General features: G+C 62.1%; 7 protein-coding genes, 2 tRNA genes and 3 rRNA genes. 7 read left to right on the top strand and 5 right to left on the bottom strand.

All coding sequences use genetic code 11. The annotated features are described in order from the left end of the window. Positions 1–131 precede the first annotated feature (131 nt). The 3 genes from paaK to paaG all read right to left on the bottom strand — a co-directional run bounded on the left by paaK (position 132) and on the right by paaG (position 2,883). On the bottom strand, positions 132–1,436 hold the full coding sequence (gene paaK / locus KZ686_RS01535) for a phenylacetate--CoA ligase PaaK (protein ID WP_150082560.1): 1,305 nt from the start codon (positions 1,434–1,436) through the stop codon (positions 132–134). Between the two features lie 142 nt (positions 1,437–1,578). Continuing rightward, positions 1,579–2,022, bottom strand: a complete 444-nt coding sequence (gene paaI, locus KZ686_RS01530; RefSeq protein WP_150082559.1) for a hydroxyphenylacetyl-CoA thioesterase PaaI — start codon at positions 2,020–2,022, stop codon at positions 1,579–1,581. A 39-nt stretch (positions 2,023–2,061) separates the two neighbouring features. Further along, a complete protein-coding gene (paaG, locus tag KZ686_RS01525; RefSeq protein WP_265632874.1) occupies positions 2,062–2,883 on the bottom strand; it encodes a 2-(1,2-epoxy-1,2-dihydrophenyl)acetyl-CoA isomerase PaaG in 822 nt (273 codons plus the stop codon). Between the two features lie 357 nt (positions 2,884–3,240). Between paaG and KZ686_RS01520 the strand changes: the two genes are divergently transcribed. The 7 genes from KZ686_RS01520 (at position 3,241) to KZ686_RS01490 (ending at position 10,907) form a co-directional block, all read left to right on the top strand. Beyond that, positions 3,241–4,017, top strand: a complete 777-nt coding sequence (locus tag KZ686_RS01520; protein ID WP_150082557.1) for an enoyl-CoA hydratase — start codon at positions 3,241–3,243, stop codon at positions 4,015–4,017. A gap of 455 nt (positions 4,018–4,472) precedes the next feature. Then, positions 4,473–6,004: ribosomal RNA gene (locus KZ686_RS01515) — 16S ribosomal RNA — on the top strand. A gap of 63 nt (positions 6,005–6,067) precedes the next feature. Further along, positions 6,068–6,144: transfer RNA gene (locus tag KZ686_RS01510), tRNA-Ile, on the top strand. Positions 6,145–6,155: 11 nt separating this feature from the next. Then, a tRNA-Ala gene (locus KZ686_RS01505) sits at positions 6,156–6,231 on the top strand. Between the two features lie 319 nt (positions 6,232–6,550). Further along, positions 6,551–9,430 (top strand): 23S ribosomal RNA (locus tag KZ686_RS01500). A gap of 115 nt (positions 9,431–9,545) precedes the next feature. Then, positions 9,546–9,659 (top strand): 5S ribosomal RNA (gene rrf, locus KZ686_RS01495). Together the 16S, 23S and 5S rRNA genes with 2 tRNA genes alongside form the textbook arrangement of a ribosomal RNA operon. A gap of 297 nt (positions 9,660–9,956) precedes the next feature. Next, positions 9,957–10,907, top strand: coding sequence for a DUF3047 domain-containing protein (locus tag KZ686_RS01490; protein ID WP_265632873.1), 951 nt, complete (start codon positions 9,957–9,959; stop codon positions 10,905–10,907). Positions 10,908–10,977: 70 nt separating this feature from the next. Here the strand turns inward: KZ686_RS01490 and KZ686_RS01485 are convergent, their stop codons facing one another. Together KZ686_RS01485 and KZ686_RS01480 are read right to left on the bottom strand one after the other, a co-directional pair. Further along, complete coding sequence (locus tag KZ686_RS01485; protein ID WP_265632872.1) at positions 10,978–12,021, bottom strand: DUF2891 domain-containing protein; 1,044 nt, start codon at positions 12,019–12,021, stop codon at positions 10,978–10,980. 101 nt (positions 12,022–12,122) lie between these two features. Next, positions 12,123–13,316 (bottom strand): M20 aminoacylase family protein, encoded by a 1,194-nt coding sequence (locus tag KZ686_RS01480; protein WP_265632871.1) that lies wholly within the window; start codon positions 13,314–13,316, stop codon positions 12,123–12,125. Positions 13,317–13,331: the final 15 nt, after the last annotated feature.

Raw genomic sequence — 13,331 nt, 5'->3', positions numbered from 1 at the left:
CGATCAGCGTCCGGCAGCGCGCTTCAGCGTTGGTTGGCGCGGATTAGCGCGGTTAGCGCGGATTAGCGCGGATCAGGGACCGCAGCGCCCTTGAGCGTGGGTCAGGGCGCTTCAGCGAGATTCGGCGCGATTCAGCGCGGCCGCTGGTCGACGATCCGCCGCGCCTTGCCGACCGAGCGCTCGACCCCGCCCGATGGCAGGATCTCCAGCGCCACGGTCACGCCGATATAGGCCTTGATCTCGTGCATCAACGTATCGCGCGCCTGACGCACGGTGTCGGGCTCGACGCCATGCGCGCATTCGACGCGCACGGTCAGCGTATCGAGATGGCCTTCCTTGCCGAGCACGCACTGGTAGTGCGGCGCCAGCTCGGCGTGCTTCAGGATCAGTTCCTCGATCTGCGACGGAAACACGTTGACCCCGCGGATGATCATCATGTCGTCGGAGCGGCCGGTGATCTTCTCCATCCGGCGGAACGCGGGCCGCGCGGTACCGGGCAGCAGCCGGGTCAGGTCGCGCGTGCGATAGCGGACGATCGGCAGCGCCTCCTTGCTCAGCGAGGTGAACACCAGCTCGCCGAAGCTGCCGTCGGGCAGTACCTCGCCGGTGTTCGGGTCGATGATCTCGGGATAGAAGTGGTCCTCCCAGATGGTCGGGCCGTCCTTGGTCTCGGCGCACTCGTTGGCCACGCCCGGGCCCATCACCTCGGATAACCCATAGATGTCGACCGCGGAAATGCCCATGCGCCGCTCGATCGCCACGCGCATCTCGGGCGTCCACGGCTCCGCGCCGAAGATGCCGACCTGCAGCGAGCTGGCGGCCGGGTCGAGCCCCTGGCGCTCGAATTCGTCGGCGATCGCCAGCATGTAGCTGGGCGTCACCATGATGATCTCGGGGCGGAAGTCCTGGATCAGCTGCACCTGCCGCTCGGTCTGGCCGCCGCCGAAGGGGATCGCCGTCAGGCCCGCCTTCTCGACGCCGTAGTGCGCGCCCAGGCCGCCGGTGAACAGCCCGTAGCCGTAGCTGATATGGACCTTGTCGCCGCGCCGTGCGCCCGAGGCGCGGATCGAGCGCGCCATCACCGTGGCCCAGGTGTCGATGTCGCGCAGCGTATAGCCCACCACGGTGGGTTTGCCGGTGGTGCCCGAGGAGGCGTGGATGCGCGCGACCTGGTCCTGCGGCACCGCAAACATGCCGAACGGGTAGTTGTCGCGCAGGTCCTGCTTGGTGGTGAACGGAAAGCGCGCCAGGTCGGCCAGCGATTTCAGATCCTCCGGGTGCACCCCCGCCTCGTCGAACTTGCGCCGATAGACCGGCGAATGCTGATACGCATGGTCGAGCGACCACTTCAGGCGCTGCAGCTGCAAGGCCTGCAATTCGTCGCGGCTGGCGGTCTCGATCGGCTCCAGCGGCAGATCGGTCAGGCGCGTGCTCATCGTTCTCTCCTGCTATGGGTGGCGCTTGGGGGTGTGGCTACGGATGTGGCTACTGGTGTGGCCCCGGGTGTTGCCTGGGTTGTTGCCATGGGTATCGCTGCGGGCCGGCTGCAACGGTTGGGCGATGGAAGGTGGGCCGTTGTCAGCCCGCTTCGGGCGGCGGCACGACATGGCCCTTGATCTGCGCCGACTTGCCGCGGAACATCGCCACCACCTCGCCGTCGCGGTTCGTCACGCGGATGTCGTAGATGCCGTGCCGGCCCGACAGGACCTGCTCGCTTGCCTCGGCGGTCAGCACGTCGCCGCCGCGGACCGGCTTCAGGAACTCGATGCTGCAGCCGGCGGCGACCGTGTTGATGTTGTGGCTGTTGCAGGCGAAGGCGAAGCACGAATCGGCCAGCGTGAACATCAGGCCGCCGTGGCAGATGCCGTGGCCGTTCAGGAATTCATTGCGCACCGGCATCGACAACCGGGCATAGCCGGGGGCGATCGCGTCGATGGTGATGCCGAGCCAGCGGCTGCAGCTGTCGGCCTCGTACATGCTGGCCGCGGCCGCTTCGGCCAGCGCTTGCGGATCGGGAGTCAAGCGGATCTCCTGAAGAGAGGAAGGGGGAGGGGCGGCGCCTTACTGCCCGGTGAAACGCGGGGCGCGCTTCTCGAGGAAGGCGTTGACGCCCTCCGCGTAGTCGTGCGATCCGCCGAGCGCGCGCTGCAGGTCGCGCTCCATGTCGAGCTGCGCGTCGAGCGTCTGCGTCGCGCTGGCGTATATCGCGCGCTTGATCGCCGCCAGCGCGCGGGTCGGCTGCGCGGCCAGGTGCGTGGCCAGCGCCAGCGCCTGTTCCATCAGCAGCGGGTCGTCCATCGCTTCCCAGATCAGGCCCCACTTCTCGGCCTCGTCGGCCGACAGCTTGTCGCCGGTCATGGCCAGTCCCAGCGCGCGCGCCATGCCCAGCCGCTTGGGCAGGAACCAGGAGCCGCCCGAATCCGGCACCAGTCCGATCTTGACGAAGGCCTGGATGAAGCTGGCCGAGCGGGCCGCCAGCACGATGTCGCAGGCCAGCGCCAGATTGGCGCCGGCACCCGCGGCCGTACCGTTGACCGCGGCGATGACCGGCAGCGGCATCGACTGCAGCCGGCGCACCAGGGGGTTGAAGGCGCTGTCGATCAGGTCGCCCAGATCGGTCATGCGGCCCGGCGTGAAATCCAGGTCCGCCAGATCCTGTCCGGCGCAGAAGCCGCGCCCGGCTCCGGTCAGCAGCAGGGCGCGCGCGTGGCCCGCTTCCGCATGGTCCAGCGCCTGCACCAGCGCGGCATGCATCTCGCGGGTGAAGCTGTTGAGCTTGTCGGGGCGGTTCAGCGTGACGACGGCGACGTCGCCGTGCCAGGCGAGCAGTACCGGGCCGGCCTCGACGGCGGTGCGGTGCGACGGCGTGGGCGTGGCGTGCATGGGCTTGTCTCCTGCCATGTCCCGGTTGCGGAGGCGCTGCGGCGGCCGCTCCGGAAGGTTGTTCTGGAACGAAGCCGGGTGGCGGCTCCGTCTGGCATTGTAGGGAAGCGCGACGGTCGTTTTAATTAACCGACCAGTCGGTCGGCAAATGTTAGCATTAATCTTTTGTGGTTTGCTATGGCCGGCCGCCGGTTTGCGAGCGTGTCGTGTCCGCGTCGTGCCCGCGTAGTGTCCGCAATAGCCGCGTGGCGGCGAAGCCGGGTATCGTTGCGGGTCGCAGCGATGCTTCCGGGCTCGCGATCAAGGCCCGCATCCAAGGCCCGCATCCCTTTTTTTCATTGGAGACAGAGGAAACCCATGGCGTACGAGAACATCCTGGTGGAAAACCGTGGCCGCGTCGGGCTGGTCACGCTGAATCGTCCAAAAGCGCTGAATGCGCTCAACGACGCGCTGATGGACGAACTGGGCGCCGCGCTGACGGCCTTCGACCAGGACGAGGGCATCGGCTGCATCGTGATCACCGGCAGCGAACGCGCCTTCGCCGCGGGCGCGGACATCGGCATGATGGCGAAGTACAGCTATATGGATGTCTACAAGGGCGAGTACATCACCCGCAACTGGGAGACGATCCGCCGCATCCGCAAGCCGGTGATCGCCGCGGTGGCCGGTTACGCGCTCGGCGGCGGCTGTGAGCTGGCGATGATGTGCGACATCGTGATCGCCGCCGACACCGCCAAGTTTGGCCAGCCCGAGATCAAGCTCGGCACGATGCCCGGCGCCGGCGGCACGCAGCGGCTGCCGCGCGCGGTGTCCAAGGCCAAGGCGATGGATCTGTGCCTGACCGCGCGCATGATGGACGCCACCGAGGCCGAACGCGCCGGCCTGGTGTCCCGCGTGGTGGCGGCCGACAAGCTGATCGACGAGGCGGTCACCGCTGCCGAGACCATTGCCGGCTTCTCGCTGCCGGTCGTGATGATGATCAAGGAGTCGGTCAACGCGGCCTACGAGACCTCACTGAGCGAAGGCGTGCACCTGGAGCGCCGGTTGTTCCACTCGACCTTCGCCACCGAGGATCAGAAGGAGGGCATGGCCGCCTTCGTCGAGAAGCGCGCGCCCAACTTCCAGCACCGCTGAAGCGGCCGCCGCGCCGCCTGGCATAAAAAGATGACAAAGGTATTGCCAGGCGGCGCGCCCTCCCTTAATATTCGCCCCCTCGCAGCCGAACGGCGGCGGGGTTGGCGGGGAAGGCGAAGGTGCTGCGGTGCTGGAGCCGCAGCAAAAAAGTGCTGACAACCTGTTGACGAGAAGCGAAATGTTCTGCATAATCTCGTTTCTCTGCTGCTGACAACGCAGCGACGCGAACGGCAAAGCCGGCGCGTGAGCTCTTTAACAAACGAACAACCGATAAGTGTGGGCGCTCGATAGCGGCAGTCACAGTCGATTCTTCGGGATCGGCGACAGCTCAAAAGTTATCAAGTGCTCGCACAGCAAAACGTGGCTTCATCGGCGTCAAGACGATGGAGCCAGTCAGTTTTCTGAGAGTGAGCGACCGCTCGAAAGAGCGAGATCCTTCGGGATCACAAGGATTTGAACTGAAGAGTTTGATCCTGGCTCAGATTGAACGCTGGCGGCATGCCTTACACATGCAAGTCGAACGGCAGCGCGGGCTTCGGCCTGGCGGCGAGTGGCGAACGGGTGAGTAATACATCGGAACGTGCCCTGTTGTGGGGGATAACTAGTCGAAAGATTAGCTAATACCGCATACGACCTGAGGGTGAAAGCGGGGGACCGTAAGGCCTCGCGCAATAGGAGCGGCCGATGTCTGATTAGCTAGTTGGTGGGGTAAAGGCCTACCAAGGCGACGATCAGTAGCTGGTCTGAGAGGACGATCAGCCACACTGGGACTGAGACACGGCCCAGACTCCTACGGGAGGCAGCAGTGGGGAATTTTGGACAATGGGGGCAACCCTGATCCAGCAATGCCGCGTGTGTGAAGAAGGCCTTCGGGTTGTAAAGCACTTTTGTCCGGAAAGAAATCGCGCTGGCTAATACCTGGCGTGGATGACGGTACCGGAAGAATAAGCACCGGCTAACTACGTGCCAGCAGCCGCGGTAATACGTAGGGTGCGAGCGTTAATCGGAATTACTGGGCGTAAAGCGTGCGCAGGCGGTTTTGTAAGACAGGCGTGAAATCCCCGGGCTCAACCTGGGAATGGCGCTTGTGACTGCAAGGCTAGAGTGCGTCAGAGGGGGGTAGAATTCCACGTGTAGCAGTGAAATGCGTAGAGATGTGGAGGAATACCGATGGCGAAGGCAGCCCCCTGGGACGAGACTGACGCTCATGCACGAAAGCGTGGGGAGCAAACAGGATTAGATACCCTGGTAGTCCACGCCCTAAACGATGTCAACTAGTTGTTGGGGATTCATTTCCTCAGTAACGTAGCTAACGCGTGAAGTTGACCGCCTGGGGAGTACGGTCGCAAGATTAAAACTCAAAGGAATTGACGGGGACCCGCACAAGCGGTGGATGATGTGGATTAATTCGATGCAACGCGAAAAACCTTACCTACCCTTGACATGCCACTAACGAAGCAGAGATGCATCAGGTGCCCGAAAGGGAAAGTGGACACAGGTGCTGCATGGCTGTCGTCAGCTCGTGTCGTGAGATGTTGGGTTAAGTCCCGCAACGAGCGCAACCCTTGTCTCTAGTTGCTACGCAAGGGCACTCTAGAGAGACTGCCGGTGACAAACCGGAGGAAGGTGGGGATGACGTCAAGTCCTCATGGCCCTTATGGGTAGGGCTTCACACGTCATACAATGGTGCGTACAGAGGGTTGCCAACCCGCGAGGGGGAGCTAATCCCAGAAAACGCATCGTAGTCCAGATCGTAGTCTGCAACTCGACTACGTGAAGCTGGAATCGCTAGTAATCGCGGATCAGCATGCCGCGGTGAATACGTTCCCGGGTCTTGTACACACCGCCCGTCACACCATGGGAGTGGGTTTTGCCAGAAGTAGTTAGCCTAACCGCAAGGAGGGCGATTACCACGGCAGGGTTCATGACTGGGGTGAAGTCGTAACAAGGTAGCCGTATCGGAAGGTGCGGCTGGATCACCTCCTTTCCGAGCACGACTTGCTCAAGTCGAGCGTTCACACTTATCGGTTGGTTCGAGTGTTACAGCCAAGGGTCTGTAGCTCAGGTGGTTAGAGCACCGTCTTGATAAGGCGGGGGTCGTAGGTTCAAGTCCTACCAGACCCACCAGTCTTAGATGAGGGGGATTAGCTCAGCTGGGAGAGCACCTGCTTTGCAAGCAGGGGGTCGTCGGTTCGATCCCGTCATCCTCCACCACCCGCCTGACAGCAAGCATTGCTGTTGGTGCGAGCCAGACCTGGCAGTCGTCAAAGGCAAGCGCTTGACTTGAGCGTTTGCCTTTGGCGTTGGCCAAGACGATGTGCGCATGCACGTTGGCTGTTCTTTAACAAAATGGGATGTAGTAAAGGTGTCGCGACGCGTTGATGAGGCGCGTAGACGATCGATTCTGATCGCGCGATACCGGGTTGTGATTGTATCAACCAAAGTATTTAAGTGATCGAAAGATGACTTGGAATACGGCACAAATGCGAGAACTCAACCTGTAGCGTAGGCGTTGTAGACGCACTCGTTATAGGGTCAAGCGAACAAGTGCATGTGGTGGATGCCTTGGCGATCACAGGCGATGAAGGACGCGGTAGCCTGCGAAAAGCTTCGGGGAGCTGGCAAACGAGCTTTGATCCGGAGATGTCCGAATGGGGAAACCCGGCCCGTATGGGTCATCCCACACTGAATCCATAGGTGTGGGAAGCGAACGCGGCGAACTGAAACATCTAAGTAGCTGCAGGAACAGAAATCAACCGAGATTCCCAAAGTAGTGGCGAACGAAATGGGATGAGCCTTGTACTTTTTAGCAGTGTGGTTAGCAAAACGGGATGGAAAGCCCGGCCATAGCAGGTGATAGCCCTGTATGCGAAAACCGCGTTGTGGAACTAGGGGTACGACAAGTAGGGCGGGACACGTGAAATCCTGTCTGAAGATGGGGGGACCATCCTCCAAGGCTAAATACTCGTGATCGACCGATAGTGAACCAGTACCGTGAGGGAAAGGCGAAAAGAACCCCGGGAGGGGAGTGAAATAGATCCTGAAACCGCATGCATACAAACAGTCGGAGCCTGGAAACGGGTGACGGCGTACCTTTTGTATAATGGGTCAGCGACTTACATTCAGTGGCAAGCTTAACCGGTTAGGGAAGGCGTAGCGAAAGCGAGTCCGAATAGGGCGATTGAGTCGCTGGGTGTAGACCCGAAACCAGACGATCTATCCATGGCCAGGTTGAAGGTGCGGTAACACGTACTGGAGGACCGAACCCACTAACGTTGAAAAGTTAGGGGATGAGCTGTGGATAGGGGTGAAAGGCTAAACAAGTCTGGAAATAGCTGGTTCTCTCCGAAAACTATTTAGGTAGTGCCTCGTGTCTCACCTTCGGGGGTAGAGCACTGTCATGGTTGGGGGGTCTATTGCTGATTACCCCGCCATAGCAAACTCCGAATACCGAAGAGTGCAATCACGGGAGACAGACATCGGGTGCTAACGTCCGGTGTCAAGAGGGAAACAACCCAGACCGCCAGCTAAGGTCCCCAAGATTGGCTAAGTGGGAAACGAAGTGGGAAGGCTAAAACAGTCAGGAGGTTGGCTTAGAAGCAGCCACCCTTTAAAGAAAGCGTAATAGCTCACTGATCGAGTCGTCCTGCGCGGAAGATGTAACGGGGCTAAGCCAGTCACCGAAGCTGCGGACGCGCCTTGTGCGCGTGGTAGGAGAGCGTTCCGTAAGCCTGTGAAGGTGTCTTGTAAAGGATGCTGGAGGTATCGGAAGTGCGAATGCTGACATGAGTAGCGATAAAGGGGGTGAAAGGCCCCCTCGCCGTAAGCCCAAGGTTTCCTACGCAACGTTCATCGGCGTAGGGTGAGTCGGCCCCTAAGGCGAGGCAGAGATGCGTAGCTGATGGGAAGCAGGTTAATATTCCTGCACCGTCGTATGATGCGATGGGGGGACGGATCGCGGAAGGTTGTCCGGGTGTTGGAAGTCCCGGTCCCTGCATTGGAGAAGGCGCTTTGGCAAATCCGGGCGCGGAATTCAAGGATGTGGGGCGAGCGGCCTAGTGCTGCGAAGCAATCGGAAGGGGTCCCAAGAAAAGCCTCTAAGCTTCAGTCATACGAGACCGTACCGCAAACCGACACAGGTGGGCGAGATGAGTATTCTAAGGCGCTTGAGAGAACTCGGGAGAAGGAACTCGGCAAATTGGTACCGTAACTTCGGGATAAGGTACGCCCTGGTAGCTTGACTGGCCTGCGCCAGAAGGGTGACGGGGTTGCAATAAAATGGTGGCTGCGACTGTTTAATAAAAACACAGCACTCTGCAAACACGAAAGTGGACGTATAGGGTGTGACGCCTGCCCGGTGCCGGAAGATTAAATGATGGGGTGCAAGCTCTTGATTGAAGTCCCGGTAAACGGCGGCCGTAACTATAACGGTCCTAAGGTAGCGAAATTCCTTGTCGGGTAAGTTCCGACCTGCACGAATGGCGTAACGATGGCCACACTGTCTCCTCCCGAGACTCAGCGAAGTTGAAGTGTTTGTGATGATGCAATCTCCCCGCGGCTAGACGGAAAGACCCATGAACCTTTACTGCAGCTTTGCATTGGACTTTGAACCGATCTGTGTAGGATAGGTGGGAGGCTTTGAAGCGAGGACGCCAGTTCTCGTGGAGCCGTCCTTGAAATACCACCCTGGTTTGTTTGAGGTTCTAACCTAGGCCCGTGAATCCGGGTCGGGGACAGTGCATGGTAGGCAGTTTGACTGGGGCGGTCTCCTCCCAAAGTGTAACGGAGGAGTTCGAAGGTACGCTTGGTACGGTCGGACATCGTACCTAAAGTGCAATGGCAAAAGCGTGCTTAACTGCGAGACCGACAAGTCGAGCAGGTGCGAAAGCAGGACATAGTGATCCGGTGGTTCTGAATGGAAGGGCCATCGCTCAACGGATAAAAGGTACTCTGGGGATAACAGGCTGATACCGCCCAAGAGTTCATATCGACGGCGGTGTTTGGCACCTCGATGTCGGCTCATCTCATCCTGGGGCTGTAGCCGGTCCCAAGGGTATGGCTGTTCGCCATTTAAAGAGGTACGTGAGCTGGGTTTAAAACGTCGTGAGACAGTTTGGTCCCTATCTGCCGTGGGCGTTGGAATCTTGACGGGGGCTGCTCCTAGTACGAGAGGACCGGAGTGGACGTACCGCTGGTGTACCTGTTGTCTCGCCAGAGGCATCGCAGGGTAGCTATGTACGGAAGAGATAACCGCTGAAAGCATCTAAGCGGGAAACTCGCCTGAAGATGAGGATTCCCTGGAGCCTCGAGCTCCTTGAAGGGTCGTTCAAGACCAGGACGTTGATAGGCTGGGTGTGGAAGCGCAGTAATGCGTTAAGCTAACCAGTACTAATTGCCCGTAAGGCTTGATCCTATAACCAGTGCGTTTCAATCCGCTGGTGTTGCCGCATACGTGCCATACAGCACAACCCAATCGCTACATCCCAATACGCCAGATTGGCCCCAAGCCAGTCCGGCAACCCTTTATGCCTGGTGACCATAGCAAGTCGGAACCACCCCTTCCCATCCCGAACAGGACCGTGAAACGACTTCGCGCCGATGATAGTGCGGACTACCCGTGTGAAAGTAGGTCATCGCCAGGCTCTCCATCCCCAAGACACCCCAGATCTCCCAAGGTCTGGGGTGTTTTGCTTTGCGGCGGCGGAAAGCCCCCAAAAATGAAAACGGCACCGGAAACCGCGCCGCGCAGACGGAATACAACAGATCGCCCTCGTGCGTGAAGTCACCGGTTCTCGCTCCGCATCAGCTCTGTTATGGTGTCGCTCGGCGCCGGCGCTTGCCCCACTTGTGAGCATCGCGGTGCCATCGTCACGCAATCAAGCCACGGCCCAACCAGGGGCGGGCAATCGGGAAGTCTGGGGGAAGGTATGGCCGCAAACATGGCCGGATTCATCGGCATGGGCCTGCGCAGGCCCCTGTTTGCAGGCGTTTTCCTGACGGCTGCGGCGACATTGGCCGGATGCGCGACATCTCCATCGTCGTCTCCCGACGCCGAGGGATCCGTGTCGAAGGCCCCCAAGGTGGCCAGGATCTCGCCGATGGATTGCCGCAAGTTCCACCAGCGGCTGGCTGCTTCGACTGCCAAATCGCTGCGGAACGAGACATCGCAGCGCTCCGACTACCTGGCCCAGCTCCAGAAAGTTGGCGACCAAAGCGGACAAGAAGCCGACGAGCCGATGCCGTTGCAGCAACTTCCGCTATTTTCGACATTCGGCCCAGAGCAGGCACTGCCGGCGGGCTGGCACAGCTGGACCGTCAACCGCAGCAAGACCCCCACGCAATACGCACTGACCGAAGTCGACCAGCGCGTCGTGCTGCATGCCCGCGCGGATGGTTCCGCTTCGGGCCTCTATGTTCCTCTGAAGCCGCGGGAGCCAGGCAAGCTGCGCTGGGCCTGGAAGACGCGCGACGTCATCGCCGACGGCGACAACGCCAGCGGACCCCGCGAGGATGCACCGCTACGGGTGTTCGTTGCCTTCGACGGGGACAAGAGCACGCTGTCGCTGAAAGATCATCTGATGGACGAAATGGCGCGGCTGATGACCGGCCGCGAGATGCCCTACGCAACCCTGATGTACATCTGGGGCGCCAAACGTCCGGAAGGGACGGTCATACCGAACCCGCACACCGAGCGGGTCCGCATGATCGTGGTGGATTCAGGCACTCGGCACGCCAGGCAATGGCGTTGCCACGAGCGCGATCTGCGGGCGGACTATCGCGCCGCCTTCGGCAAGGAGCCGGGCCGGCTGCTGGCCGTCGGCATCATGACCGACACCGACAACACCAGGAGCCAGGCGGAAGCCTGGTATGGCGACATCGCGCTGGACTAGCGTGCGCGGGTCCCGCGCGGCGGAGGCCCGCAGCGGCGGGAGCCCTGCAGGGCGAGCGTCCGTGGCGAAATCAGGGGACCACGGGATCGGTCAATGCCAGCGCCGCGAACGACGCCAGCCAGTGCGTCCCGACATAGTCGCCGCTGACCGCCTGCGCCAGCGACGCGTCCAGATGATCGACCCACGCACCCGCCGCCTTCGCCCGCAACGGTTCCGGCAGCGACGGTCCGAGCAGGCGCCAGCACCAGGCGCGCGACAGGTTCAGCCCGTCCAGATGCACCAGCTTCGGATCGGTGCGATCGCCAACCACCACCGGGGTCAGCCACGTCGCCAGGTCGGTCGGTGCAGGTGCAAACATCTCCCACCATTCCGCGAACGCGCAGTCGTCCAGCACGCTGCGCATCAGCACCGCCTCCATCAGGCCGCCTGACAGGAACTCGTCGCCGCCGGGCTCGTAGCGAGCCGGGTAGCGCTGATCGTGGCCAAACCAGCGATGCGCCCGTCGCGCGATCGCGCGGCGCAGCGCCGGATGGTTGTCCGCGCGGGCATAGCCGTCGGCCAGCACCAGCGCGAAGGCGCTGTTGGCATGCGTGCCGGTGCGGATCGGAAAATCGGCAATATCGAGATAGTCGCTCAGCCGTCCGGCGAGATACGTCGCCAGCGGTTCGCAGGCGCGCGCCCAGCGCTGTACCTGTTCGTCGTCGTCCGGAAACTGGCGCAGTTCCGCCTGCAGGCGCAGGATCCAGGCCCAGCCATAGGGACGCTCGAACGTGCCCGAGCCTGGCCGCTGGAAATACGCCAGCTCGGCTTGGACCGCTTCGGGCCGCCACTGGATGTCGAGCGTCGCCCGGATCGCGCCCGCTTCGGGCAGGTCGGGCCGGTGCGCCAGCAGCCGGACCAGCAGCCAGTGCATATGCACGCTCGAGTGCCAGTCGTAGCTGCCGAAATAGACGGGATGCAACGCGCGCGGCTCGGCCAGGTCGCCGGCGCCCATCATCATGTGGTCGATCCGGTAGGGGAAGGGCCGCAGGATGTTCTCGAGCGCGACCTGCGCGAAGGCGCTGGCAGTGGCGATATCCAGCGCCGGCAGCGCCGGCCGGGCCGTGGCGGCCATACCGCCAGCATCCGTCCCGCCCGCGCCGCTCATGCGATCCGCCCCATCCGCCCCATCAGCGCTATCCGAACGATTCACGCCGCTCGAACCATTCACACCATTCACGCCGGCGCCAGCCATTTCTCGACCAGCTTGACGAAGAAGGTCGAGCCCACCGGCAGGATCTCGTCGTTGAAGTCGTAGCTGGGGTTGTGCAGCATGCAGGGCCCGATGCCGTGGCCGGCCTCGCGGTGCCCGCCTTCGCCGTTGCCGATGAACAGATAGCAGCCCGGCCGCTCGAGCAGCATGAAGGAAAAGTCCTCGGCGCCCATGGTCGGTTCGATATTCGGATCGACGTTGTCGACGCCGACCAGCTCGCGCGCGACCTCGACCGCGAAGGCCGCTTCGGCGGCGCTGTTGACGGTCGGCGGATAGTTGCGGTCGAAGCTGAATTCGATGGTGCAGTCGAAGGCCGTGGCGACCGCGCGCGCCACCTCTTCCATGCGGCGTTCGATCAGGTCGAGCACCGGCAGCGTGAAGGTGCGCACGGTGCCGCCGATCCACGCTTCGTTGGGCACGATATTGGTCGCGTCGCCGGCGTGGAACTGCGTGACCGAGATCACCGCCGCATCGATCGGCCGCTTGTTGCGGGTGATGATGCCCTGCAGCGCGCCGACGATCTGCGCCGCGGTGAAGACCGGATCGTTGCCGTTATGCGGCATCGCCGCATGCGCGCCCTTGCCGCGTACGACGATGCGGAACTCGTTGCTCGACGCCATCAGCGGTCCGGGGCAGGTGCCGAACGAACCGGCCGGCATGCCGGGCCAGTTGTGCATGCCGAAGACGGCGTCGCACGGGAAACGCTCGAACAGCCCGTCGCGGATCATCTCGCGCGCGCCGCCGCCGCCTTCCTCGGCCGGCTGGAAGATCAGGTGAACGGTGCCGTCGAAGTTGCGATGCTGTGCCAGGTAACGGGCCGCGCCGAGCAGCATCGCCGTATGGCCGTCGTGGCCGCACGCGTGCATCTTGCCGTCGTGCTGCGAGCGGTGGCCGAAGGTATTGGCCTCCTGCAGCGGCAGCGCGTCCATGTCGGCGCGCAGGCCGATGCTGCGCGTGCTGCTGCCGTTGCGGATCACGCCGACGAGGCCCGTCTTGCCCAGGCCGCGGTGCACCTCGATGCCCCAGTCGGCGAGCGTGCGCGCGACCACGTCGGCAGTGCGCTGCTCCTCGAATCGCAGTTCCGGATGAGCGTGGATGTCGCGGCGGATCGAACGGATCTCGTCTTGCGCCTGGAGGATTTCGGGGATCAGTGTCATGGCCGTGGCAAGAGC

It is taken from the genome of Cupriavidus cauae (genome assembly GCF_026210475.1).
Lineage (GTDB): Bacteria > Pseudomonadota > Gammaproteobacteria > Burkholderiales > Burkholderiaceae > Cupriavidus > Cupriavidus cauae.
The sequence above is the reverse complement of the archived record's forward strand: the minus strand, read 5'-3'. Positions and strand labels throughout refer to the sequence as shown.

Bases quoted from the DNA above. Each gene is read 5' to 3' on its own strand.
- KZ686_RS01485 (WP_265632872.1), bottom strand. From the start codon at position 12,021: ATGGCCGCCACGGCCCGGCCGGCGCTGCCGGCGCTGGATATCGCCACT.
- paaK (WP_150082560.1), bottom strand. From the start codon at position 1,436: ATGAGCACGCGCCTGACCGATCTGCCGCTGGAGCCGATCGAGACCGCC.
- KZ686_RS01480 (WP_265632871.1), bottom strand. From the start codon at position 13,316: ATGACACTGATCCCCGAAATCCTCCAGGCGCAAGACGAGATCCGTTCG.
- KZ686_RS01490 (WP_265632873.1), top strand. From the start codon at position 9,957: ATGGCCGGATTCATCGGCATGGGCCTGCGCAGGCCCCTGTTTGCAGGC.
- KZ686_RS01520 (WP_150082557.1), top strand. From the start codon at position 3,241: ATGGCGTACGAGAACATCCTGGTGGAAAACCGTGGCCGCGTCGGGCTG.
- paaG (WP_265632874.1), bottom strand. From the start codon at position 2,883: ATGCACGCCACGCCCACGCCGTCGCACCGCACCGCCGTCGAGGCCGGC.